Source organism: Arthrobacter sp. 10N418, assembly GCF_056394725.1.
In genome coordinates, this window is record NZ_JBFTIK010000008.1 from 149,780 (window position 1) to 173,538 (window position 23,759).

Annotated in this window: 24 protein-coding genes; 8 read left to right on the forward strand and 16 right to left on the reverse strand. The window is 69.7% G+C overall.

What is annotated here, in order from left to right; all coding sequences use genetic code 11:
- Positions 1 to 3: 3 nt before the first annotated feature.
- Positions 4 to 768 carry an amino acid ABC transporter permease gene (locus tag AC1DCZ_RS08730; RefSeq protein WP_476974223.1) on the forward strand — a complete coding sequence of 255 codons (765 nt, stop codon included), beginning with the start codon at positions 4 to 6 and terminating at the stop codon, positions 766 to 768.
- Entirely contained in the window at positions 765 to 1,502 is a 738-nt protein-coding gene (locus AC1DCZ_RS08735) for an amino acid ABC transporter ATP-binding protein (RefSeq protein ID WP_476895210.1), read from the forward strand. The genes AC1DCZ_RS08730 and AC1DCZ_RS08735 overlap by 4 nt, the downstream gene beginning before the upstream one ends.
- A 122-nt stretch (positions 1,503 to 1,624) precedes the next feature.
- Here AC1DCZ_RS08735 and hemL read toward each other — a convergent pair whose 3' ends face one another.
- From hemL to hemE, 10 genes are all read right to left on the reverse strand, one after another.
- Complete coding sequence (hemL, locus tag AC1DCZ_RS08740) at positions 1,625 to 2,956, reverse strand: glutamate-1-semialdehyde 2,1-aminomutase (protein ID WP_476974224.1); 1,332 nt, start codon at positions 2,954 to 2,956, stop codon at positions 1,625 to 1,627.
- A gap of 47 nt (positions 2,957 to 3,003) precedes the next feature.
- Positions 3,004 to 4,107, reverse strand: coding sequence for an LLM class flavin-dependent oxidoreductase (locus AC1DCZ_RS08745; RefSeq protein ID WP_476974225.1), 1,104 nt, complete (start codon positions 4,105 to 4,107; stop codon positions 3,004 to 3,006).
- Positions 4,107 to 5,087, reverse strand: a complete 981-nt coding sequence (gene hemB / locus AC1DCZ_RS08750; RefSeq protein ID WP_476974226.1) for a porphobilinogen synthase — start codon at positions 5,085 to 5,087, stop codon at positions 4,107 to 4,109. The genes AC1DCZ_RS08745 and hemB overlap by 1 nt, the downstream gene beginning before the upstream one ends.
- A complete protein-coding gene (locus AC1DCZ_RS08755) occupies positions 5,084 to 6,037 on the reverse strand; it encodes a uroporphyrinogen-III synthase (RefSeq protein ID WP_476974227.1) in 954 nt (317 codons plus the stop codon). The genes hemB and AC1DCZ_RS08755 overlap by 4 nt, the downstream gene beginning before the upstream one ends.
- Before the next feature lie 20 nt (positions 6,038 to 6,057).
- Positions 6,058 to 7,056 (reverse strand): hydroxymethylbilane synthase, encoded by a 999-nt coding sequence (gene hemC, locus AC1DCZ_RS08760; RefSeq protein WP_476974228.1) that lies wholly within the window; start codon positions 7,054 to 7,056, stop codon positions 6,058 to 6,060.
- Positions 7,053 to 8,321: a ferrochelatase gene (locus tag AC1DCZ_RS08765; RefSeq protein WP_476974229.1), complete on the reverse strand. Its 1,269-nt coding sequence runs from the start codon at positions 8,319 to 8,321 to the stop codon at positions 7,053 to 7,055. Before AC1DCZ_RS08765 ends, hemC begins: the two co-directional genes overlap by 4 nt.
- Positions 8,318 to 9,019: a hydrogen peroxide-dependent heme synthase gene (gene hemQ, locus AC1DCZ_RS08770; protein WP_476974230.1), complete on the reverse strand. Its 702-nt coding sequence runs from the start codon at positions 9,017 to 9,019 to the stop codon at positions 8,318 to 8,320. Before hemQ ends, AC1DCZ_RS08765 begins: the two co-directional genes overlap by 4 nt.
- Before the next feature lie 110 nt (positions 9,020 to 9,129).
- On the reverse strand, positions 9,130 to 9,966 hold the full coding sequence (locus tag AC1DCZ_RS08775; RefSeq protein WP_476974231.1) for a hypothetical protein: 837 nt from the start codon (positions 9,964 to 9,966) through the stop codon (positions 9,130 to 9,132).
- 189 nt (positions 9,967 to 10,155) lie between these two features.
- Positions 10,156 to 11,658 carry a protoporphyrinogen oxidase gene (gene hemG / locus AC1DCZ_RS08780; RefSeq protein ID WP_476974232.1) on the reverse strand — a complete coding sequence of 501 codons (1,503 nt, stop codon included), beginning with the start codon at positions 11,656 to 11,658 and terminating at the stop codon, positions 10,156 to 10,158.
- 4 nt (positions 11,659 to 11,662) lie between these two features.
- On the reverse strand, positions 11,663 to 12,775 hold the full coding sequence (gene hemE / locus AC1DCZ_RS08785) for a uroporphyrinogen decarboxylase (protein ID WP_476974233.1): 1,113 nt from the start codon (positions 12,773 to 12,775) through the stop codon (positions 11,663 to 11,665).
- 158 nt (positions 12,776 to 12,933) lie between these two features.
- Here hemE and AC1DCZ_RS08790 point away from each other — a divergent pair, with 158 nt between their 5' ends.
- Complete coding sequence (locus tag AC1DCZ_RS08790) at positions 12,934 to 14,271, forward strand: glutamyl-tRNA reductase (protein WP_476974234.1); 1,338 nt, start codon at positions 12,934 to 12,936, stop codon at positions 14,269 to 14,271.
- 13 nt (positions 14,272 to 14,284) lie between these two features.
- Here the strand turns inward: AC1DCZ_RS08790 and AC1DCZ_RS08795 are convergent, their stop codons facing one another.
- Together AC1DCZ_RS08795 and moeB are read right to left on the reverse strand one after the other, a co-directional pair.
- Positions 14,285 to 15,304: an oxidoreductase gene (locus AC1DCZ_RS08795; protein ID WP_476974235.1), complete on the reverse strand. Its 1,020-nt coding sequence runs from the start codon at positions 15,302 to 15,304 to the stop codon at positions 14,285 to 14,287.
- 31 nt (positions 15,305 to 15,335) lie between these two features.
- Positions 15,336 to 16,547 (reverse strand): molybdopterin-synthase adenylyltransferase MoeB, encoded by a 1,212-nt coding sequence (gene moeB / locus AC1DCZ_RS08800; protein WP_476974236.1) that lies wholly within the window; start codon positions 16,545 to 16,547, stop codon positions 15,336 to 15,338.
- Between the two features lie 6 nt (positions 16,548 to 16,553).
- Here moeB and AC1DCZ_RS08805 point away from each other — a divergent pair, with 6 nt between their 5' ends.
- From AC1DCZ_RS08805 to AC1DCZ_RS08815, 3 genes are all read left to right on the forward strand, one after another.
- The gene (locus AC1DCZ_RS08805) at positions 16,554 to 17,300 is read left to right on the forward strand and encodes a TetR/AcrR family transcriptional regulator (protein WP_476974275.1); all 747 of its coding nucleotides are present in this window, start codon (positions 16,554 to 16,556) and stop codon (positions 17,298 to 17,300) included.
- Between the two features lie 61 nt (positions 17,301 to 17,361).
- Positions 17,362 to 17,586: a DUF3107 domain-containing protein gene (locus AC1DCZ_RS08810; protein WP_476895196.1), complete on the forward strand. Its 225-nt coding sequence runs from the start codon at positions 17,362 to 17,364 to the stop codon at positions 17,584 to 17,586.
- 76 nt (positions 17,587 to 17,662) lie between these two features.
- On the forward strand, positions 17,663 to 17,965 hold the full coding sequence (locus tag AC1DCZ_RS08815) for a hypothetical protein (protein ID WP_476974237.1): 303 nt from the start codon (positions 17,663 to 17,665) through the stop codon (positions 17,963 to 17,965).
- 25 nt (positions 17,966 to 17,990) lie between these two features.
- On the opposite strand, the gene AC1DCZ_RS08820 is transcribed toward AC1DCZ_RS08815, so the two are convergent.
- Genes AC1DCZ_RS08820 through thiO form a run of 3 tightly spaced genes read right to left on the reverse strand, consistent with a single transcriptional unit; the run spans position 17,991 to position 20,368 of the window.
- The gene (locus AC1DCZ_RS08820; RefSeq protein ID WP_476974238.1) at positions 17,991 to 18,815 is read right to left on the reverse strand and encodes a thiazole synthase; all 825 of its coding nucleotides are present in this window, start codon (positions 18,813 to 18,815) and stop codon (positions 17,991 to 17,993) included.
- Between the two features lie 5 nt (positions 18,816 to 18,820).
- Positions 18,821 to 19,057, reverse strand: a complete 237-nt coding sequence (gene thiS / locus AC1DCZ_RS08825; protein ID WP_476974239.1) for a sulfur carrier protein ThiS — start codon at positions 19,055 to 19,057, stop codon at positions 18,821 to 18,823.
- Between the two features lie 45 nt (positions 19,058 to 19,102).
- Positions 19,103 to 20,368: a glycine oxidase ThiO gene (thiO, locus tag AC1DCZ_RS08830; protein ID WP_476974240.1), complete on the reverse strand. Its 1,266-nt coding sequence runs from the start codon at positions 20,366 to 20,368 to the stop codon at positions 19,103 to 19,105.
- A gap of 153 nt (positions 20,369 to 20,521) precedes the next feature.
- Here thiO and thiE point away from each other — a divergent pair, with 153 nt between their 5' ends.
- A complete protein-coding gene (gene thiE, locus AC1DCZ_RS08835) occupies positions 20,522 to 21,217 on the forward strand; it encodes a thiamine phosphate synthase (RefSeq protein WP_476974241.1) in 696 nt (231 codons plus the stop codon).
- Between the two features lie 48 nt (positions 21,218 to 21,265).
- On the opposite strand, the gene AC1DCZ_RS08840 is transcribed toward thiE, so the two are convergent.
- Positions 21,266 to 21,934 (reverse strand): ferritin-like fold-containing protein, encoded by a 669-nt coding sequence (locus tag AC1DCZ_RS08840; RefSeq protein WP_476974242.1) that lies wholly within the window; start codon positions 21,932 to 21,934, stop codon positions 21,266 to 21,268.
- Positions 21,935 to 21,975: 41 nt separating this feature from the next.
- On the opposite strand from AC1DCZ_RS08840, the gene AC1DCZ_RS08845 reads away from it, so the two are divergent.
- Positions 21,976 to 23,484 (forward strand): RNB domain-containing ribonuclease, encoded by a 1,509-nt coding sequence (locus AC1DCZ_RS08845; RefSeq protein ID WP_476895189.1) that lies wholly within the window; start codon positions 21,976 to 21,978, stop codon positions 23,482 to 23,484.
- The last annotated feature ends 275 nt before the right edge of the window (positions 23,485 to 23,759 follow it).

Consider the following 23,759-nt stretch of genomic DNA (forward strand, 5'->3'; position numbering starts at 1 on the left):
TCCATGGATTTCCTCACATTGCTCTCCGAGACCTTCCTGGACTGGAAGGCGATCGGCGCCGTCCTCCCCAAAATGTTCGCCGTCGGGCTTCCGAACACGCTCGTTTTGGCCGTCGCGTCAGGCGTCATCGGAACAGTGCTCGGCATGTTGCTTGCCCTGATGGGGATTTCCCGGAACGCCGGCGCCCGCTGGGTCGCGCGCATCTACACCGACGTGCTTCGGGGGCTGCCGCCCATCCTCACCATTCTGGTGATCGGGTTGGGGTTCGGGCCGATTGTCCGGCAGATGACCGGATCCACCAGCCCGTACCCGATGGCGATCGCAGCGTTATCCCTGATGTCGGCCGCCTACATTGGCGAGATCTTCCGCTCCGGTATCCAGAGCGTGGACAAGGGACAGCTTGAAGCCACCCGGGCCCTGGGGTTCGGCTACGGCCCGGCCATGCGCCTGGTGGTCGTGCCCCAGGGTGTCCGGCGGGTGCTTCCTGCCCTGGTCAACCAGTTCATCGCCCTGATCAAGGAGTCCTCCCTGGTCTTTATGCTGGGCCTGCTGGCGTCGGAACGCGAGATTTTCCAGATCGGCAAGGACGCGGCGTCCACCAGCGGAAACCTCTCCCCCTACGTGGCGGCAGCGGTGTTCTACCTGGCGCTGACCGTGCCGTTGACCCACTTCGTGAACTGGATTGACCGGCGGTTGCGCTCGGGCCGGCCGGAAAAGAAAGAACCGGACGAGGCAGCTGCCGTCGTCGGAAAGGGAGCCCAGGCATGAGCGAGTTCGTTTCCGGATCGTTGACGGCACAGAATATCCACCTGTCCTTCGGGTCGAACCGCGTCCTGCGCGGCATCGACCTGCACGTCGAGAAGGGATCCACGGCTTCCGTGATCGGGCCTTCCGGCTCGGGCAAGTCCACGCTCCTGCGGGTCATGAACCGGCTCATTGAGCCCGAGCAGGGTGACATTCTGCTCGACGGCCGTTCGGTGCTGAAGGACAACCCGGACGAACTGCGCCGGCGGATCGGGATGGTCTTCCAGCAGTTCAACCTGTTTCCGCACAAGACCGTGGCGGAGAACGTCTCCCTGGCGCTGCGGAAGCTGCGCGGGATGTCCAAGGACCAGGCGCGGGAGGAAGCTCTCGCCCAGCTGGACCTGGTCGGACTCAAGCACAAGGCCGATTCCCGTCCCGCCAACCTCTCCGGCGGGCAGCAGCAGCGCGTGGCCATAGCGCGGGCTTTGGCCATGAAACCGGAGGTGATGTTCTTTGACGAGGCCACGTCCGCCCTGGACCCGGAGCTCGTCAAGGGCGTGCTGGCGCTCATGGCCGACCTCGCCAAGGGCGGCATGACCATGGTGGTGGTCACGCACGAGATGGGGTTCTCCCGCAACGTTTCGGACACCGTGACGTTCATGGACGGCGGCGTCGTCGTGGAGTCCGGTGCGCCGGAACAGATCTTCACGAACCCGCGCACGGAACGGCTGCAGGGATTCCTGGCGGACGTCCTCTAACCCTTCGCCGGTCCGGCGTTCAGCGTTGCCGGCGTTAAACGACTGATGGCACCCGCTGTTGCGGGTGCCATCAGTCGTTTGGGCACGACGGCGTCGCACGCCGTGTGCTTGGGGAAGCGCGCTTAAGCCTGCGCGGCGGCGGCGGCCTTCGCCGCGGCCGGCAGGGCGTCGAAGATCCGGTTCATCGCCGCATCGTCGTGCGCGGCCGAGAGGAACCAGGCCTCGAAGACCGACGGCGGCAGGTAGACGCCCGAGTCCAGCATGGAGTGGAAGAACGGCGCGTAGCGGAAGACCTCCTGGCCCTGGGCGTCGTCATAGTTGTGGACCCCGCGGGCCGAGGTGCCGAACGCAACCGAGAACAGGTTGCCGGCGCGCTGGATCGAGTGGTCGACGCCGGCCGCATCGAGGGCCGAGGACAGGGCCCCGGAAAGCTCCAGCGAACGGGCGTCCACGAACGAGTACACCTCCGGCGTGGCGTGGGTCAGGGTCGCGACGCCGGCGGCCATCGCCACCGGGTTCCCGGAGAGGGTGCCGGCCTGGTAGACGGGGCCGAGCGGCGCGAGGTAGTCCATGACCTCCGCCCGGCCGCCGAGGGCTGCCGTCGGCATGCCGCCGCCGATGACCTTCCCGAAGGTCAGCAGGTCAGGGGCCCAGGGTTCGGCGGCGTCGGCCGCCCCGCCGGTCAGGCCCCAGTAACCGGAGTAGCCGGTCCGGAAACCGGTGAGGACCTCGTCGAGGATCAGCAGGGCGCCGTGCTCGCGGGTGATCCGGGAGAGCCCCGCGTTGAAGCCCTCCCCCGGTGTGACGACGCCCATGTTGGCGGGCGCCGCTTCGGTGATCACGGCCGCGATGCTGGGCCCGTGCATGGCGAAGGCGGCTTCGACGGCGTCGAGGTCGTTGTACGGCAGGACGAGCGTTTCGGCGGCCGTAGCGGCCGTGACGCCGGCCGAGCCGGGCAGCGCAAGGGTTGCCAGGCCCGAACCTGCCGCGGCGAGGAGGCCGTCGAGGTGGCCGTGGTAGCAGCCGGCAAACTTGATGATGAGGTTCCGGCCGGTGAAGCCGCGGGCCAGCCGGACGGCCGTCATGGTCGCCTCAGTGCCGGTGGAGACCATCCGGACGCGTTCGGCGGCCGGGACGCGCTCCTTGACCAGGGCCGCGAGGTTTGCCTCGTCCGGCGTGGAAGCGCCGAAGGACAGGCCGCGGTCGACGGCGGCGTGCACGGCCGCCAGGACGGCCGGGTGGGCGTGTCCCAGGAGGGCCGGGCCCCAGGAGCAGACCAGGTCCACGTACTCGGCGCCGTCGGCGTCGGTCAGGTAGGGGCCCTTGGCGGAGACCATGAAGCGCGGCGTCCCGCCCACGGAGCCGAAGGCGCGGACGGGCGAGTTGACTCCGCCGGGCATCAGCTGGCGGGCACGGTCAAAGAGTTCCTCGTTGCGAGGCATGCTGGAGGTCATGGTTCCTATTCTTTCAGTTCCGCGGCCGGGTCAAGGCCCGTACAGCCTCAGCCGGCCGGCGATCCGGCCAGCAGGGCCGCCACGCGGGGCGCGACTTCGGTGCCGAACAGCTCGATGGAGCGCATCATGGCGGCGTGCGGCAGGGTGCCGTGGCTGTATTTGAGGTCGAAACGGTCCACGCCCAGGTTCTTCTTGAGCAGCGCGATCTTCGCGGCGACGGTGTCCGGTGACCCGACGTACAGGGCGCCTTGCGGGGTGCACAGGGCGTCGAACTCGGCACGGTTTCCGGGACCCCAGCCGCGCTCGGAGCCGATCCGGTTGCGCTGTGCCAGCCAGTGCGGGAAGAGTTCCTCGCGGGCTTCCTCGTCTGTGGCCGCAACATGGCCGGGTGAGTGCGTTGCCATCTGCCGCATCGGGTGCCCGTACTTGGCCATGGCCTCGCGGTAGAGCCCGGCCAGCGGGCCGAAGGAACGTGGTTCGCCGCCGATGATGGCGAAGATGATCGGGTAGCCGTACTCGGCGCAGCGCAGCACCGATTCGGGGGTGCCGCCGACGCCGATCCAGGCCGGCAGGAGATGGTGTTCCAGCGGCGGATAGACGCTCAGCCCGCTGAGGGACGGGCGGGTGCGGCCCTCCCAATGGATGGGTTTCTGCGCCCGGACCTTGTCGAAGAGTTCGAGCTTTTCCTCGAACAGGACGTCGTAGTCGGCCAGGTCGAGTCCGAAGAGCGGGAAGGACTCGATGAAGGACCCGCGGCCCAGCATGACCTCGGCCCGGCCCCCGGAGATGGCGTCGACTGTGGCGAAGCGCTCGAACACCCGGATGGGGTCATCGGAGCTGAGCACTGTCACGGCGGAGCCCAGAATGATGTGCTTGGTCCTCGCGGCCGCGGCGGCGAGGAAGACCTCGGGCGCGGACACCGCGAAGTCGCGGCGGTGGTGTTCGCCCACGCCGAAGGCATGGAGCCCCACCTCGTCGGCAAGCTCTGCCTGTTCGAGCAGTTGCCGGAGCACCTGGGCGTGCGGGACGGGGTGCCCGTCGGGGAAGACGCCGACGTCGCCGAACGTGTTCAGGCCCAGGAGGATCCGGTCCGGCCCGACCGGGTCCGCAGGAGCTGCCACGGAGCCCAGGGGCGAGGTCGCGCTGCTCATCAGGATTCCTTCAGCCAGCCGGCGAGCTCGCTCGCCCAGTAGGTGAGGACCAGGTTGGCGCCGGCACGTTTGATGCCCAGCACGGACTCGGTGATGGCGGCCCGCCGGTCAATCCAGCCGTTGGCGGCGGCGGCCTCGATCATCGAGTACTCCCCCGAGATCTGGTAGGCCGCCACCGGCACCGGGCTCATGGCGGCGACGTCGGCGAGGATGTCGAGGTAGCTCATGGCGGGCTTGACCATGACCATGTCGGCGCCTTCGGCCAGGTCCAGTTCCACTTCCAGGATGGCCTCCCGGCGGTTGGCGGCGTCCATCTGGTAGGTGCGCCGGTCCCCTGTCAGCTGCGAGTCGACGGCTTCGCGGAACGGGCCGTAGAACGCGGAGGCGTATTTCGCGGCGTAGGCCACGACGGCGGTGTTGGCGTGTCCGGCGTCCTCCAGGGCCTGCCGGATCACGGCGACCTGGCCGTCCATCATGCCGGACGGGCCCAGTACGTGGGCGCCGGCGTCGGCCTGGGCGACGGCCATCTGGCCGTAAATTTCCAGGGTGGCATCGTTGTCCACGTAGCCCTTGGCGTCCAGCACACCGCAGTGGCCGTGGTCGGTGAATTCGTCGAGGCAGACGTCGCTCATGACCACGAGCTCATCGCCGACCTCGGCGCGGACGTCCCGGATGGCTTTGTTCAGCACGCCGTCGGGGTCCAGGGAGGCGGTGCCGCGCGCATCGCGTTCAGCGGGGACTCCGAAGAGCATGATGCCGCCGACGCCCAGCCGCACGGCCTCGGCTGCGGCGCGTTTGAGCGAGTCGGTGGTGTGCTGCTGCACGCCGGGCATCGAGGCGATGGGGTTGGGCTCGTCCAGTCCTTCCCGGATGAAGGCGGGGAGGATCAGTTCCGCGGCGGAGAGGCGGTGCTCGGCGGTCAGCCGGCGCATGGCGGGGGTGGTGCGGAGCCGGCGGGGGCGGTGGGTCGGAAAGCTCATGGTCTGTCCTTCGCTGGGTGCTCGGTTGCGGGCGGTTGAGGGGACGGGTGGGGCGCTGCTGTCAGGGAACGGACCACCGCGGCCACGAGGCCGGAGGCTGTCGGCTTTTCGGCGGTGGCCGCGACGGTGAGGCCAAGGGCCTCCGCTTCCCCCGCCGTCGAACGCCCGATCGCCACGAAGCGGCAGCGGCCAAGGGGCGCGAGGGCGGCGTGGATGCGGCGCGCGGCGCTGGGTGCGGCGGCGACGACGGCGTGCAACCGGCCGGCGTCGATCTCGGCCTTCGCCTGGGCCGTGGTGAGGACTGCTGCCGGTGGCCCGGCGTCGTGTTGCCCGGGAAGCGGCGGGCAGGCGGGCAGTCCGCGGGCCGGATTGGCCGGGTAGTCCACCGTCCGGTACGCGGTGACGGCCTGGACGGATGCTCCCCGGGCCTCCAGTCCCCGGCGGAGCCTGGGGTCGGCGATGTCGGCCTGCGGCAGGAACACGCTGGGCCGGCCTTCGGGCCAGATTCCGGCCAGGCCGGCGCCGGACTGCTGCGCCGTGGGTGCCAGGTCGACGCCGATCCCCCGCGACTCGAGCGCCCGCCGCGTGGCCGGGCCGATCGTGGCCACCTGCACGCTGCCGGGGAGCCAGGTGCACAGGGTCGCGCCGCGTTCGGCGGCCTTGGCCTCGAGCACCTGGACGGTCGTCACGCTGCTGATCACAAGCCAGGTGTAGGCCCCTGCGCCGAGGGCATCGAACGCGACGTCGAGGGAATGCTGGTCGCTGGCGACCTCGAAGTCGATGAGGGGCAGCAGCACCGGTTCGGCGCCCACGCGGCGCAGGGCCGCCACGAGCTCCCCGGCGCGGTCCGGGGTGCGGGCGACGAGGATCCGGGCGCCGTCCAGCGCTCCTGCCCGGGAGCGCGCGCCCGGGCGGTCGTCCCCGCTGTGCTGTTCCGTGGCCTGCCCCATGACGTGATGGATTCCGCGGTTCAGGAAGCGGCCAGGTCCGCGATGTCGGCGGCGCCGCGGGCCAGCAGGCCTTCGGCCAGTTCGATCCCCAGGAGGGTGGCCCCGACTTCGGTCAGGCCGTCGGTGGCCTTCTTGTCCCGGAGGCTCGCTGTGCCGTCGACAGCGCAGACGACGGCTTCGAGGTGCAGCATGCTGCCCTTGCGGTAGGCGTAGGCGCCCACGGGGGCCGCGCAGCCGGCCTCCAGCCGGGCCAGGAGTGCCCGTTCGGCGGTGACGGCGAGTCTCGTGTCGGGATCATCGAGGGCCGCGAGGGCCTGGGCCAGGACGCCCTGGGAACCGTCGGTGGATCCGGATTTCCGGGGGGCGTCGGCGGTCCGGCATTCAATGGCGAGGGATCCTTGTCCGGCTGCGGGCAGCATGACGTCGGTCTCGAGGTATTCGCTGACCGCGTCCAGCCTTCCGATCCGGTGCAGGCCGGCGGCGGCGAGCACGACGGCGTCGAGGTCGCAGGACTTGCCCTCCACGACGGCGTCGGAGGTGTTGCCCGGAAGTCCGGGAACCCGTCCAAGGCGTGTGTCCACGTTCCCGCGGATGTCCCGGATGTCCAGGTCCGGCCGCGCGGCGCGCAGCTGCGCGGCCCGGCGGGGAGAACCTGTGCCAACCGTGGCGCCGGCGGGCAGGTCCGCGAGCTTGAGCCCGTCCCGGGCGCAGAGGACATCCCGGACGTCGACGCGCTTGGGCGTCGCGGCAAGGGCCAGTCCGAGGGCCGGCCCGGTGGGGAGGTCCTTGAGGGAATGGACTGCGACGTCGCAGCGGTCCTGCAGCAGGGCATCGCGCAGCGCGGCGACGAAGACGCCGGTGCCGCCCATCTGGGACAGCGAGCCTTTGAGGACGTCGCCGTCGGTCCTGATGTGCACCAGTTCGACGGGGAACCCGCCGACGGCGGCCAGCTGGTCCGCGGTCTGCTGGGTCTGGGTGAGCGCCAGGGTGCTGGCGCGGGTTCCGATCCTGACGGTCACAGTGCTGCCTGACCTGCCGCCGGGAGGCCGGCAGGCGCCGGGGACGGGTCGTGGCCGGTGCCGACGGTGGTGTCCGCGCCCGCGATGGTGGGCTTTTCGCCGCGGAAGTTGGCGCAGCAGCCCGGGCGGCAGACGTCGTACCAGGGGCCGAGCGTGGTCAGGTGCGGCCGGTCCGTGATGTTGTTCGCGGCGGTCCGCTCACAGATCAGGTCCACGATCCCGGCCACGAACTTGCGGTGCGTGCCGGGGGTAGGGACGCGTGTGGCGGCCAGGCCGAGCTTGCCGCAGGTTTCCAGTGCCTCGGTGTCCAGGTCCCAGACTACTTCCATGTGGTCGCTGACGAAGCCAAGCGGCACGATCACGATGCCCTTGGTGCCCTGTCCGGCGAGCGCCTCGATGGCGTCGTTGATGTCGGGCTCGAGCCACGGCACGTGCGGCGCGCCGGAGCGGGACTGGTAGACGAGGGACCACGGCGCGGTGAGGCCGGTCTCGGCTTCGACGCGGCGGATGACCTCGGTGCCGGTGGCCAGGTGCTGGGCCACGTAGGCGGAGTCCTCGTCGAAGTGGCGCGGCTCGCCCTCGGAGCGTCCGGCGGCTTCGGCGTCGCGGGTCGGGATGGAGTGCGTGGCGAACAGGATGTGCACGGGAGCATCGGGGGTGCCGGCCGCGGCCAGCTGGGCGCGGACGTCGTTGAGGCCGGCGGCGGTGCCTTCGATGAACGGCTCCACGAAGCCCGGGTGGTCGAAGTACTGGCGGACCTTGTCGACTTCGAGTTTTCCGTCCAGCCCGGTGTCCGTCAGCGCCATGCCGATGTCCTCGCGGTACTGGCGGCAGCTGGAGTAGCAGGAGTAGGCGCTCGTGGTGACCATGAGGACCTTGCGGTGACCGGCGTCGTACATGTCCTGAAGGGTCTGCGGGATGTAGGGATCCCAGTTGCGGTTGCCCCAGAAGACGGGGAGCTCGATCCCGCGCCCGGTCAGTTCCGCCTCGATCCCGGCTTTGAGCTCGCGGTTCTGCTGGTTGATCGGGCTGATGCCGCCGTTGGCACGGTAGTGGTGGGAGACCTCTTCGAGCCGCTCGTCCGGGATGCCGCGGCCCCGCGTGACGTTGCGGAGGAAGGGGATCACGTCCTCCTGGCCTTCGGGGCCGCCGAAGGACGCGAGGAGCACGGCGTCGTACTCCTTCGGGGCCATCCGGACCGCTTCCGTGACGGAGTTGACGGCGGTCGGCGCCGTGACGGATTCCTGGCGATCCGGTTGGCTCATGAGAGCACCTCGAGGATCCCGGCGGCGTTGACGCGGCGTCCGGTGTAGAACGGGACTTCCTCGCGGACGTGGTGGCGGGCTTCGGTGGAGCGCAGGTGGCGCATGAGGTCGACGAGGTCCACGAGTTCGGGCGCTTCCAGGCCGAGAATCCATTCCCAGTCGCCCAGGGCGAAGGAGGAGACGGTGTTGGAGATGACCTGGGGGAAGTCGCGGCCCAGCATTCCGTGGTCGCGGAGCATCGCGCCGCGCTCGGCGTCGGGCAGCAGGTACCACTCGTAGGAGCGGACGAAGGGGTAGACGCAGAGCCACTCTGCCGGTTCGACGCCGCGGGAGAACGCCGGGGTGTGGTTCTTGGCGAACTCCGCCTCGCGGTGCACGCCCATGGCGGACCAGGCGATGTCGGTGCCCGTGAACAGCTTGCTGCGCCGGATGTCCCGGACAGCCCGCTGCAGCGCTTCGGGCTGGGGGCCGTGCAGCCAGATCATGATGTCAGCGTCGGCGCGCATGGCGGAAACGTCGTAGCTGCCGCGGTGGACCACCCCTGCGGCGGCCAGGGTCCCGATCAGGGCGTCGAACTCCCCGGCAGCTTCGCTGCTGCGCGGGACGTCCCCGGAGCGCTTGAACACCGTCCAGAGGGTAAAGAACTGCTCGGCTGATTCTTCGGTTTTAGTGACAGATTCGGCAGAAGTGTGGCTCATGCCTACCAGTCTGCCCCTTCACCGCATCTAAGTCGAAAAAAAGCACTTCTACAACGCGTAGAAGTGCTTTATTTCACATCCGGGAGGCCGCCTTCGGACGGACGGGTCCGTCAGATTTTGCGCATCCGGACGACGGCGACGCCGGCCCCGAGGGACAGGGCGACCAGGCAGACGCCCCAGCCGACCAGCGGGGACGGTCCGGCGGGTTTGACCGCCGCGGTTGCCTGCGTGGAGGAGCTGCCCGTATGTCCCTGCGCTCCGGCGGCCGACGGCGCCGGAGCACCTGCGGCCTGGGCGCCCCCGGCCTGGGGCTGCGGCGCGGCAGTCCCCGCCGGTGGGGACGGCGACACGGCGGCTTCGGCCGGGGCCGAGGCCTGGGAGCCTGCAGCCGGAGGCTGGTCAGTGCCCGCTGCCGGCTGCTGGCCAGCGGCGACGCTTCCGGAGGCGGACGCGGACGCGGCGACGCTTCCGGAGGCGGAGGCGGCGACGCTTCCGGAGGCGGACGCCGCGACGCTTCCGGAGGCGGACGCCGCGGGCTGCACGGTGCCGCTCTGGGGGGCGGCGGGCTCTGCGGCGCCGGGCTGCACGGTGGGCTGCACGGTGGGCTGCGCAGGGCCTCTTTTCTGCGCGGCGCTTTGTGCCGGGGCTTGCTGCGGTGTCGCGGTCGGTGCGGTCTGCGTCGGAGCGGCAGGCGTGGACTGCTGCGTGGGCGTCGGCTGCGGTGAGGGGCCCAGCAGTCCGCCCAGCAGATCATCGATGCCCAGGGACAGCGAGGCGTTGGCCGTGGATGTGGAGGCTGCAGCGGAAAGTCCCGCTGCGGCCTGTGAGGCAGAAATCCCTGACGTAAGGGCCAGCACCACTCCGAGGGTGGCAGCCGCTGCGCCGCGCCGGAGTCCCCAACGGTGACCGGTGTGCGCCCGTGACCCGTGGGACCTGAAAATAACCATGGTCATCGAGCCTAGCCGCCCAAACGCCGGCCGGGAAAATTTGCCTAATACGCCGCCTCCGGGTACTTGCCGGGCTCAACCGCAGCGGTTCCCGGGTGCGGTAGGACCTTGTCGGTTGCCGGGGAACTTCTTGTCGGCCAGACTGGGGTCATGCTCGAAGGGGCCGGCGGCTCGTCGGGCTCAGCAGGGTCAGGAGAGCAGTGCCCGCACCTGCCGTGGCGTGTCGGCAACGATCGCCGCGAGGCCGTTGCCGGAGAGCCAGCCGCCCACCACAGCCACGCTGCCGTCTGCGGCGCAAATGCTCCGGACTTCGTCGACGCGCCTCCTGTGGCCCAGGGAAGCGAACGGCAGCGCCCCGGCCCAGCGCACGACGTCCCAGTCCACGACGTCCCGGGCAGCGACCGGGACGGACAGGAGCGTGGAGGCGTCCCTGAGGGCGGCTTCGAAGAGCTCCCCATCGGTGCGCGGCTCAGCACGTCCCGGGGCGCCGTGCCGCGTGTCGCCGCGCCCGTAGGACAGGCGGATGACGTGGGTGCCGGGGCCGGTCCGCCCGGCGAGCCAGCCCCATTTGGCAGTGGCATGGGTGAGGGCCTTGGCCTGGATGCCCGGGCTTTGCGGGGCCACGAGGACCCCGGTGCCGCGCGGAGCGGCGTCCAGTGCCGGCACGTCCAGCACAAGCGTGACCAGGCTGACGTCGGGTCCGGCGCCGGGGCGGAGTCCTGCGAGCGCCGGCAGGGCCCTGGCGAGCAGTGCCACGGCGGCAGGGCCTTCCGTGGCAACAACGAGCAGTCCGGCGTCGTACCAGGTCTCCCCGGCGCGGATGCGCCAGCCGCCGGCGGTGCGTTCCACGGAGTCCGCCGGTGAATTGGCATGCAGCGTGACGCCGCGCTCGCGCAGCTCGGCCAGCAGCGCAGACACCAGGGTGTGCATGCCGCCGCGCAGACCTGCGACAGCTGACCCTGCCTTCTGCAGCCCGGCTTTCGGCGGCGCCGCTCCCCCGCGGCGGGCGCCGCCAGGCGCCGCTCCCCCGCGCTGGGCCGTGACGGCGGCGGCAAGGGACCCGTGCCGTCGGGTTCCGGCCCGCAGCCCGGGCGCGACCATGTCGACGTCGAGGACCTCGGGATCGGCCGAGTGGACGCCGCCGACGACCGGCGCCACGAGGCGTTCGAGGACCCGCCGCCCCATCCGGGCACGGACCAGCGCGGCGACACTCGTGTCCTCGTTGCCGGTGCCGATGGAGGCGGGCAACACCGCGTCGAGGGAGGCCCGGAGCGAGCCCAGGAAACCGAGCGAGCGGCGGACTTCAGGATCCCAGGGGTTGGCCGGGATGCCGAGCACCCCGGTGCGGGGAAGTTCCCGCGGGCCGTCCGGGAGCTGGACCCAGGCGCCGCCCGGATTGGGCCGGACGATTTCGCCGGCAAGGCCCAGCTCGGCGGCGAGATCAGCCACGGCGGATGAACGCGTCGCAAAGGACTCGGCCCCGCTGTCCAGGGTCAGTCCGCCCACGATGTGGCGTCCCACGCAGCCGCCCCATTCCCCGGAGGACTCCAGGACCGTGGTGCGGGCGCCGGCCAGGGCCAGTTCCCGCGCGGCGAGCAGGCCGGAGATCCCGCCGCCGACCACGACGGCGCTTGGCCCGGCAGGCGCCGGCCCGGCGGCAGTAATCCCGGCGCCGGCCGGGCCTGCGTCCACGCCGCTACTCCGGGGAGATGGAGTGGATGAGCTGGACGACGCGCGTCAGAACCGCCGGGTCCGTCTCCGGGGGCACTCCGTGGCCGAGGTTCAGCACGTGGCCGGGGGCCGCGGCGCCGGCCGCGATGACCGCGCGGACGTGGGCTTCAAGAACGTCCCAGGGCGCGGAAAGCAGCGCGGGATCGATGTTGCCCTGCAGCGGCACGGTGCCGCCGAGCCGGCGGTTGGCCTCGTCCAGCGGCAGCCGGTAGTCGACCCCCACGACGTCGACGCCGACGTCGCGCATGGCCGCGAGCAGTTCCGAGGTGCCGGTGCCGAAGTGGATGAGCGGTGCCCCCAGGTGCCGGACATGGTCCAGGGCGCGCGATGACGCCGGGGCAACGAAGCGTTCATAGTCAGCGAGTCCCAGCGATCCTGCCCAGGAGTCGAAGAGCTGCGCGGCGGAGGCGCCGGCTTCCAGCTGCGCGCGGAGGAACATCCCGGACGCGTCGGCCGCCCAGTTGGCCAGCGCCGTCCAGGTTTCCGGGTCAGCGTGCATCATCGTGCGCGGGCCGAGGTGGTCGCGGGAGGGTTTGCCTTCCACCATGTAGGCCGCAAGGGTGAAGGGAGCGCCGGCAAACCCGATCAGCGGGGTGCTGCCGAGCTGCGCCACCGTGAGCCGGACTGCCTCCCGGATCGGCTCGAGCGCCTCCCATGTCAGCTGCGGGAGCGCGGCGACGTCCGCGGCTGTGCGGACCGGCTGGTCCAAAACGGGGCCCACGCCGGGAACAATGTCGACGCCGACGCCGGCCAGTTTGAGCGGAATCACGATGTCGGAGAAGAATATGGCCGCATCGACGTCGTGCCGCCGGACAGGCTGCAGCGTGATCTCGGAGGCAAGTTCGGGGCGCAGGCAGGAGTCCAGCATGGCCACTCCCTCGCGCACTTTCAGGTATTCAGGGAGCGAGCGGCCCGCCTGGCGCATGAACCAGACGGGGCGGCGGGAGGGCTTGCCGCCGCGGTAGGCCGTAATCAGCGGGGAACCGGCGGTGCGGCCGTCCATCAGCGGGTGTCCGGCGTCGAGCCCGGAGGTCTCGTGGGTAGACGTGTCGTCAGTGGCCGCAGCGCTAGGAGTCATGACTTCGATTGTGCCCAAATTCGGTCCATAAAGATAACGACAGCCTGTCACCGCTTCCTCCCCGGGCCCGCGCGTGGCGGGAATCACAGGCCGGGGTGCCCATCCCCCCTCCGGTTTATTGTTCTACACGGACACGAAAAAGCTATGATGGTCGTGCTGTGGTTCTTTTCTCATTGGTGGCTACACACGCCGACATCGATCTCGAAACCGTTGCTCAGTTGAGCACCGGCGCTTCGGAGCTCGCCACATCCGCCCTCGCCGGATCGCCGGCAGTGGCGGGTGCAGTTGTGCTTGCCACCTGCAACCGCTTCGAGATCTACGGTGAGGCACCGCACCCGGACGACGTCGAAGCCGCCCGCGCGGCTCTGATCAGCCACATCAGCGGAGCCAGCGGGCTCAACGACCAACTCGTCTCCCGGGCCTTCAGCACCCGCACCGGTCCCGAGGTCAGCCAGCACCTCTTTTCGGTCAGCTCCGGCCTGGACTCCGCGGTGGTCGGCGAACGCGAGATCGCCGGGCAGGTCCGCCGCGCCCTGATCACCGCCCAGCATGAAGGCACCGCAAGCTCGGGCCTTGTGCGGCTGTTCCAGGCCGCGTCCAAGACGGCCAAGGACGTCGGCGCCCAGACTGCACTCGGCTCCCGCGGCCTCTCCATCGTCTCAGTGGCCCTGGATCTTGCTACCGACCTGTCAGAGAATCCCGACTGGTCCACCAAGAAAGCAGTCGTCTTCGGTACGGGCGCCTATGCCGGCGCCACGATGTCGCTGCTGCGCGAACGCGGCTGCACCGACGTCTCTGTCTTTTCCTCCTCCGGCCGCGCCGCCGGGTTCGTCGCAACCCGCGGCGGCACGGCGCTGGACGAGGCGACCCTGCCGGCCGCCGTCGCCGCTGCGGACGTCATGATCGGCTGCAGCGGCTCGGACACGCGCGTCGAAGCCGACGAGCTGGCCCGCGTCCGGGCAGCGTCAACCCGGCCGTTGATCGCGATCGACCTGGCCCTCACCCACGACTTCGACCCCGCAGTCGGCGAGCTCGACGGCGTCGAACTGCTGACCCTCGAGTCCGTCCGGCTCGCCGCGCCACAGGAACAGGCCGAGTCCCTGGCGCAGGCGAGCAGCATCGTGGAAGGTGCGGCCAGCGCCTTCGAGCAGGAACGCGAGGCGCGCTCGGTGGACTCGGCGATTGTCGCCCTCCGCCGCCACACGATGAACGTCCTCGATGCGGAAATGGAAAAGGTACGTGCCCGGCACGGCTGCACCGCTGCGGCCGAGGAAGTCGAATTCGCCCTGCGCCGGATGGTCAAGCAGCTGCTGCATGTGCCCACCGTCCGCGCCCGCGAACTGGCCGCCAACGGGCAGCAGGAACACTACGTCGCCGGCCTCGAAGCCCTCTACGGCATCACCGTTGACCCGCCGGCAGCGCCGGCGGCAACGGCCGAGTGCCCGGCCGGCCGCGGCCAGCTCCCCGGCGATGCCGGCGAGAGGCACACCGCCTGACCCGTCCGGCTGCTCAGCCGAACGCGTTGATGCCCGTCAGTCCGGCCGACAGCGCCCACAGGCGGGCGGCATCATCCTGGTCCACAGCGTGGGCATCCACACCCCGGATCCGTGCCTCGGGCGATCCGGACACGGTAGGCTCCGCGATATCGCAGTCCTCGCAGTAGACCCCGCCCATTCCTTCAAGCGCAGGGGATGTCGCCGCCCACACGGATGTGGCGGCACCCTGCGCCGGCGACTTGAACCGCGCGTCGACGTTGCCCTGTTCGTCCATCCAGCCGGAGGCAATCATTTCCTCCCGCGGCAAGTGCCGTTGAAGCTCAGTCATGATGCCTCCCGGATGCACGGCGAAGGCGCGCACCCCGAAGTTCCTGCCGAGGGCGTCCAGCTGGACGGCGAAGAGGGCGTTGGCCGTCTTTGCCTGCCCGTAGGCCCGCCATTTGTCGTACCCGGAATCGAAGTTGATGTCCTCGAAGCGGATGCGCGAGAGCTTGTGCCCCGTCGAGGACAGCGACACCACGCGGGCCCCGTTCCCCGCGGAGAGCGCCGGCCACAGCAGGTTGGTGAGGGCATAGTGGCCCAGATGGTTCGTGGCGAACTGCGATTCCCAGCCCGGTCCGACCCGGCGCTCGGGACTGGCCATGATGGCGGCGTTGTTGATCAGGATGTCCAGGCTGCGGCCCGCGCCCGGCGCGCCGGAGGCCAGGAATGCGGCCGCGAATTCCTTCACGCTGGACTGGTCCGCGAGGTCCAAACCGGCCACTGTGACGTCCCCGGGTGCCGTTCCGGCCGGAAGCCCGGCCGCGTCGAGGACCTCGTGGGCGTGCTCAGGCCGGCGCGCCGGCACGACCACTGCGGCGCCGGCAGCGGCCAGTGCCCGGACGGTCTCCAGGCCCAGCCCTGAGTAGCCGCCGGTGACGATGGCGGTCTTCCCCGTCAGGTCAATGCCCGCAATAACCTCGGCCGCGGTCGATTCCCTGCCGAAGCCGGAGCCGGTCTTCCGCTGCGGTGTCAGCGCGTGTGCCTCGCTCATAATGCTGCCTTTCGACTCTGACGGAACCCGTTCAGTAGACGGGCTTGCCCGGTTCAACGTCCCGCACCCAGGCAAGGATCCCGCCTTCGAGGTGGCTGACGCGTTCGTAACCGGCGGTGCGGGCCGCGGCGAGGACCGCTGCCGAACGCGTGCCGGCCTTGCAGTGGAAGACGATGTCCGCGTCCTGGGGCAGGTCCTCCCACGCCTCACCGGCCAGAATCCGGCCCTGCGGGATAAGCACCGCCCCGTCGATGCTGACGATCTCATGCTCACCAGCTTCCCGCACGTCCACCAGGTGGAAATCCTTGAGGCCCGCTTTGCGCGAGGCCAGCATGGTGGCGAGCTGGGTCGCCGTCACCGTGTGCTCGGTCCCGGCATCCGCCGTCGGGGTGATCCCGCAGAACGCCTCGTAGTCGGTAAGTTCCGTGACGCGGGTGGCCTCGGGGTCCCGGGAGACCCTGATCTCCCGCCAGGTGCCGCCCAGCGCGTCATAGAGCGCCAGCCGTCCCAGCAGGGAACGCCCGACGCCGGTGATCAGCTTGACGGCCTCCGTCACCATCAGCGATCCGACGGCGGCGCAGAGCATGCCGAACACGCCTCCTTCCCCGCAGGACGGCACGGATCCGGCCGGGGGCGCCTCCGGGTAGAGGTCCCTATAGGTGGGTCCGTGCTGCTCCCAGAAAACGCTGACCTGCCCGTCGAACCGGAAGATCGACCCCCAGACGTAGGGCTTGCCGAGGATGGCGGCGGCGTCGTTGACGAGGTAGCGGGTCGCGAAGTTGTCGGCGCCGTCGAGGATGAGGTCGTAGCCGGCGAAAAGTTCCAGGGCGTTGGACGCGTCGAGGCGGATGTTGTGGAGCCGGACGTCCACGAGCGGGTTCAAGGCCGCAATGGCATCGCGGGCGGACTCGATCTTGGGCCGGCCGACGTCGGCGACGCCGTGAATGACCTGGCGCTGGAGGTTGCTCAGGTCCACGGTGTCGTCATCGACGATGCCAAGGGTGCCCACCCCGGCGGCGGCGAGGTAAAGGAGGGCCGGAGACCCGAGCCCACCGGCGCCGATCACCAGGACTTTCGCGTTCTTGAGCCGTCGCTGGCCGATCGCGCCGATTTCGGGAATGATCAGGTGGCGCGAGTAGCGTTCCACTTCGTCCGGACTGAGGTCCGCCGCAGGTTCCACCAGCGGTCCGGGCCGTTGCTCCGGTGTAGCGGGCGCGGCATGTGCGATGAACTTGGAAGCCATACTTCAATCTATGCCCGAAGATACCGTCAGGTCATATTACCCGCGCGTAAAGTGTTCTTAACTGCAAGGGAAAGAAGGCCGACAGTGATTCATCGGGCACCGGGTGGGCGTGACCAGGCGGGCGAATCGCCGGCCGCACAGTCGCGGAGCGGCGGACAGCGCTCGGCACGGCTCCCCCGCGACGAACGCCGGGCGCAACTGCTGGCAGCTGCGCAGGAGGTCTTCGTGGCGAACGGGTACCACGGAGCGGCCATGGATGAAATCGCCGATGTCGCCCGCGTGAGCAAGCCGGTGCTCTACCAGCACTTTCCGTCCAAGCGCGAGCTGTACCTGGCGCTGCTGGACAGCCACCTCACAAAGCTCATCGAGCTCCTCATGGGCGCCCTGAATTCCACAACGGACAACGACGAGCGGGTCCAGGCCGTCATGCGCGCCTACTACCGGTTCATCGCCAGCGACGACCAGGCGCACCGCCTCGTCTTCGAGTCGGACCTGATCAACGATCCCGATGTCAGCGCCCGGCTGGAGGCCTTCAACAAGACCTTCGCCGACGCCGTCGCGCGCGTGATCGCCGAGGACACCAAGCTGCCCGAGCTGGAGGCCCAACTGCTGGGCCGCGGCCTCGCAGGAATGGCGCAGGTCAGCGCCCGGTATTGGCTGGAAACCGGCGGCGACCTCGACCTCGATGTGGCCAGCGACCTGATCTACCGTTTAGCTTGGCGCGGAATCAGCCGCTTTCCCAAAGAGACCTAGACTACAAATAGAGATGACCCCTTGATATGTATTCGACTTTGATTGGCTTGGAGGCCTTGCAGTGGAAGTAAAGATCGGCATTCAGAACATCGGCCGCGAAATCGTCCTGGAATCTACCCAGGATGCGGACGCCGTGGCAAAGGTAGTCGGAGACGCCATCGCCAAGGGCACTGAACTGCGCCTGACCGACGACAAGGGACGCCAGATCATCGTTCCGGCCAGTGTCCTGGGCTACGTCGAAATCGGGGCCGAAGAGGTCCGCCGCGTCGGATTCGGCGCGCTCTAGCCCCACCCGGCTGGCCGCCGGCGTACCCCCGCAACTGCTGCCCCGTCATTGTCCCGACGAAGATAAGGTGTCCGAAATGCTTTCCCTGATTGTGGTCGCCCTGGTGACTGTTGCCGCGGGTTTCGTCGTGTGGGCCAATGACAAGCGCCACGCCAAATACGGCATCAGCGTCCCGGCGGGGGTCTCCGCCTCAGTCGGGATGCTGAGCTGGATCATCTTCATGGCGGCAGGGTTCGGCTACCAGCCGGGCCTGACGTGGATCCCCTGGATCTTGCCGCTGTTCCTGGGCACCGCTGCGGCCATCGTCTCTGTGATGTACCTCGGCAGGCACCGGACCCGCCACGACACCGCCCGGCTCACGGCCATCCTGAAGATCTAGGGACCCTGCCGGAGGCAGAGCCGGCCTAGAGGAACTCGGCCCGGCCTTCCATGGCCGAGGACGCCAGGGCGTGCTCGCGCCGCGGGATTCGGCCAGCCGCTTTCGCCAGCCTGCCGGCGATGACCGCGTGTTTGAAGGCCTCCCCCATGAGCGCCGGATTCTGCGCCCGGGTCACTGCCGTGGCCAGCAGGACGGCGTCGCAGCCGAGTTCCATGGCGAGCGCGGCGTCCGACGCCGTACCGATCCCGGCGTCGAGGACCACCGGTACGGACGCCCGCGAGACGATCAGTTCAATGTTGTGCGGGTTCAGGATGCCCAGGCCGGTGCCGATCGGCGACCCCAGTGGCATGACGGCCGTGGCGCCGAGGTTTTCCAGCCGCAGGGCCAGCACGGGATCGTCGTTGGTGTAGGCGAATACCTTGAAGCCGCGGGCCACAAGCCGTTCGGTCGCGTCCACCAGTTCCACGGCATCGGGCAACAGGGTGTGTTCGTCGGCGATGACTTCCAGTTTGACCCAGTCGGTTTCGAGGGCGTCCCGGGCCAGCTCGGCTGTCAGGACGGCGTCCTTGGCGGTGAAGCAGCCAGCCGTGTTGGGCAGGACCCTGATGTTGTGGTCCACGAGCAGCTGGAACAACGAGCCTGCCTCCGCGGGCGAGTAGCGGCGCATCGCGACCGTGGTCAGTTCGGTCCCGGACGCGGCAAGGGCCGCCCCCAGTCCGTCCAGGCTCGGGGCGCCGCCGGTGCCCATGATCAGTCGCGATCCCAACCGGACGCCGTCGACAATAAACGGGTCGCCGCCGGACGGGGTGGCCTGGGCCGCCGGCGGTTCCGTGAGTGCAGTTTCCTTCATATCGTTCATCCTCCCTGTACTGCCGTGACCAGCTCGACGTCGTCGCCGTCGGCGAGCGCGGTGGCGTGCCACTGGCTGCGCGGCACTACCTCGGAATTCCGGGCCACCGCGACGCCGAGCCTACGCCCGTCCGCGGACTGGCCGTCCGGGCCGACGGCCCGGCCGGTGAGCTGGCTGACGAGCGTGCTGACGGAGGTGCCGTCCGCGACGGCGTGCTCCGTTCCATTCAGTCTGATGTTCATGGTGCTTCCTTGTTGGGGTTTTGTGCCTGCCTCACGTGCCCGGCTTCATCTGCCGGGCACGGACGCGGAGGCCTCAGCGGCACGGGAAAACCGGTCCGGACGGAAGCCGGACCAGCGCGGGTCCGCGGTCCCGTCCATCAGTTGCCGGCAGAGAATGGCAGCCGCGGGGGTGAGCAGGACGCCGTGCCGGAAGAACCCGGTGGCGATGATGAGTCCGGGGATGTCTCCGACGTCCGCGTCCTCCGCCACCGGGCCGTGGTACGCGACGCGCCCCAGCAGCGGCGCGTTGTCCGGCGTGCCCGGCCGGGCGCGTGCGGTGGCCTCCAGGAGTTCCAGCTCAGCCACGGCCGGCACCAGCTGCTGGGCGTCCCGCAGCAACTGGTAGACGCCGCCCGCGGAGACTGCGGACGGATCCGACGGCCCGTCTTCGCGCTGGGTGGCCCCGATCACCACCGTGCCGTCCTGCCTCGGGACGATGTAGACCGGGATCCCGCGGACCAGGCCGCGCACGGTGGAGGCCAGCAGGGGCTGCAAGTGGGCGGGCACGCGGAGCCTGAGGATGTCCCCGTAAACCGGCCGGAGCGGCAACGCGAGCCCCGCCGGGAGGCCTGCCAGGTCCGGGGCTCCGAGTCCATTCGCCACGACCGTTTCCCGGGCGTGGACCACACCGCCACCTTCGAGGCTGACCCCGCTGACGCGTCCGTCCTCCCAGAGCAGTCCGGCCGCGCGCCGGCGGAGGGCGCGGCCTGGACCTTCTCCTGCCAGCAGTGCGGCGATCCTGGCAAGCAGCTTCCGGGGGTCCACCTGGTGGTCTGCCGGGATGTCGAAGGCGCAGGAGATCGCCGGGCTCAGCAAGGGTTCCCTGCTGCGCGCTTCGCGCACGGTCAGGGGTTCGACGGTGAGGCCGCAGGCCTGCTGGACCGTCCGCAGGTCCGCGAGTGTCCGGCGGTCGGCGGCGTCCGCTCCGACGACGAGGGTCGGCGTCGTCAGGTAGCCGGTATCCGGGCGCGTGTCCGCTGCTGTTCCCGGGTCGTGTCCCGCTCCGGCGGCGCCGTCGAGTCCCGCGGCGAAGCCCGGCCACAGCCGCGAGGACTCGAGCATCAGTTCCAGGAGGCCTTCCTCCTGGTAGTGCAGTTCACTGACGGGCGCGAGCATCCCGGCGGCAGCCCAGCTGGCGCCGCTGCCGGGGGCCTCGTCGATCAGGACAACCGACCGGCCCGAGCGGCGGGCCTCCCAGGCGATGCCATGGCCGATCACGCCGGCGCCGATGACCGCGACGTCGTAACAATCATCGAGTGTCGGGGTGCCCATGAGGATTCCTTCCCTACGCCGGTACTAACCGGATCAGGTCAAGCGGTCGGCTCTGACGCCCTCTCAGCCGTGCAGTGTCCTACGCCGGTGGCGTGAACGGCTGCAGCGGGCTCCCGCGGTATGGGCCCAGTTTAGAGGAACTAGGCTGGTCCCATGAGCCAGGAAGCCCTCCACACCACTGCCCGCCTGTACCTGTGCACCGACGCCCGCAAGGATCGAGGCGACTTCGAGGACTTCGTGGACGCCGCTTTTGCCGGCGGGGTGGACATCATCCAGTTGCGCGACAAGTCCCTGGAGGCGGCCGAGGAACTTGAGCTCCTCGACGTCCTGCACAAGGTGGCGCAGCGCCACGGACGGCTGTGGGCCGTCAACGACCGGGCGGACATCGCGTCCCTCTCCGGGGCACCGGTGTTCCACATCGGGCAGAAGGACATTTCCCTCGGCGCCGCCAGGAACTTCCTGGGCAAGGGCGCCGTCATCGGGCTGTCGACCCACAGCCCCGGGCAGGTGGACGCCGCCATTGCGGCCGCGCCCGGGCGCAAGGGACTCGACTACTTCTGCGTCGGGCCCGTGTGGGCCACGCCCACCAAACCCGGGCGCGCCGCCGTCGGGCTCGACCTGGTGCGCCACGCTGCACAGGCTGTCCGCCGTGCCGGGGCCGCAGGAACCGGCACGGTCGACGGCGGAGTGCCCTGGTTCGCGATCGGCGGGATCGGCCTCGGCAATGTCGAGCAGGTCGTCGAGGCCGGAGCCCGGCGGATCGTGGTGGTCCGGGCCATCACCGACGCCGATGATCCCGCCGGCGCCGCGCGTGCCCTGCTCGCTGTGCTGGACGCCGCGGAAGCCTGAGGCCGGTCCCGGCCCCGTCGCGAACGTGGTTCCCGGGCAGCGGCGGACCTAGCCGGCCAGACCCAGCTGCGCCATCCTGATGGAGTGGTTCGCGGCGAGCTCGGCCGTCAGCCCGCTGACCAACTCCCTGGACCGGGCATCGTCCCCGACGAGTCCGCCGAGGAACGCGTGCTCGAAGCTCACCCGCTGCGCCTGCGTCAGGGCCTCGCCCAGCAGGCGCCTGGCCCACAGTGCCAGCCGGGACGCCAGCCGGGGGTCATCGGCCAGCGCCGTCTTGAGGCGGTCCCGCAATGCGGCCGTCCCCTCGTCGGCGGATTGGATCCGCTCGATCAGTTCCCGGGTCCCGGCGTCGACGTACCGGGCGATGGCACGGTAGAAGTCTGCGGAGACTGTGTCGATCACATAGGCCTTCATCAGCGATTCATACCAGTCCGCAGGGCGCGTCCGTTCGTGGAAATGGTCCACGGATGCCTGGAACGGCAGCATGGCAACCTCCGGGTCCAGGCCCATGTCCGCGAGCTTGGCGCACACGAGTTCGTAGTGCTGGAACTCGACGACCGCCATCCTGCCCAGGACCGCGCGGTCGTGCAGCGTTGGCGAATACCGGGCGTCCGAAGACAGCCGCTCGAAGGCCGAAAGCTCGCCGTAGGCCATGACGCCGAGCAGATCCCTGAGGAAGCTGTTGTAGCGGGCGGGATCAGCCGGGGATGCGCTCATGTTCCAAGACTAATGGCCCAATTCGGGCTAATCTGATTTTCGTGTCCCATCATCGCCTGACCCCCAGCGTCCACGAACAGAATAACCAGCTTGCCGGGGCTCTCAAGGCGCTGCGCACCACGTTGGAACTGCCGGGCGCGTTCCCCGAGAACGTGCTCCGTGACGCTGAGGCGGCCGTGGCCGAACACAAGCTGCCGGATCTTGATCTCACGCATGTCGAGTTCGTGACAATCGATCCGGCGTCGTCCACCGACCTCGACCAGGCACTGTTCATTGACCGCTCCGGCGAGGGTTACAGGGTGTTTTACGCCATCGCGGACGTCCCTTCGTTTGTGGCCCCGGGCGGGGCGCTCGACGCCGAAACGCGCCGTCGCGGCCAGACCTTCTACACACCGGACGGGCGGATCCCCCTTCACCCGGAAGTCATCAGCGAAGCCGCCGGCAGCCTCCTCGCCGGGCAGCTGTGCGCCGCGTTTGTCTGGGAGTTTGAGCTCGATACCGCCGCGGAGGTGTCCTCGGTGCTCGTGCGGCGGGCGCAGGTCCGCAGTCGCGCCAAGCTCAGCTACAAGGGCGTGCAGGCCGGGCTCGACGACGGCACCGCGGCGCCGGTACTGCAGCTTCTCAAGGAGGTCGGCATCAAGCGGGTGGAACTGGAGCGCCTCCGCGGCGGGGCGAGCCTGAACATGCCGGAGCAGGAAATCCAGCAACTGCCCGACGGCGGCTACCGGATCGTGGCGGCGCCGCCGCTGCCGGTGGAGGACTGGAACGCGCAGATTTCCCTCATGACGGGCATGGCCGCTGCCCGGCTGATGCTCGAGGGCAAGGTCGGCATCCTGCGCACCATGCCCGCCCCGGATGAAAGCTCCCTGCGGCACTTCCACCGCCAGACGCACGCCCTCGGCAAGCCCTGGAACGGGGAAATGAGCTACGGCGAGTACCTGCGCACCCTGGACCCCACGGACCCCCGGCAGCTGGCGATCGTGCATTCGGCCGGAATGCTCTTCCGCGGAGCCGGCTACACGCCCTTCGACGGAACGGTGCCGCAGGCCGCCCTCCAGTCCGCCATCGGCGCGGCGTACGCCCATTCCACGGCCCCCCTGCGGCGGCTGATCGACCGCTTCGTGCTGGTCATCTGCGAAGCCCTCAGCAACGGAACTGAGGTTCCGGCCTGGGCCCGCGAGGCCCTGCCCTCCCTTCCGTCCATCATGGCAACCTCGGACCAGCTGGCCGCCAAGCTGGAGCGGCTGTCCCTGGACACTGTGGAGGCGGCCCTGCTCATCAACCACATCGGCCAGGAATTCGATGCCGTCGTCATTTCCGGTTCGAAGCCGGCCAGGAACGGCAACGGGAACGGCGGGGCCGCCGGCAAGGCCAACGGGAACGGAAAGCAGTCCGGCAACGGCAACGGACCCTCCGGCATCGTGCAGATCGCCGAGCCCGCAGTCACGGCCCGGTGCCCCGGCGAGTTGGAACCCGGCACGCAGGTCCGGGTCCGGATCCTGTCCTCCGACATCACCACCCGGGAGGTCCGGCTGGAGCTCGCAGGCTGACAAGCCCGGGCATCCCACGCCTGAACTGCGGGTCCCAATTGCGGGTCCCGTCCAGGTTCCGGGCCCGGTACAGCTAGACTGGAGAGGTAGATATGGATGCCCGGTCGTTGATTTCCATCATTTCCGAATTCAACAAGCCCGCCCCTACGCGATCTTGAGACACACCCGCTGGTCCCCAGTGCCAGCATTTAGATAGCCCGCGATCGGCTTCCACTGGAATTGCCTGCGCGCCTGAGCGTGCTCCGGAACGGCCACACCCGGCCGCCCCCGTCGAG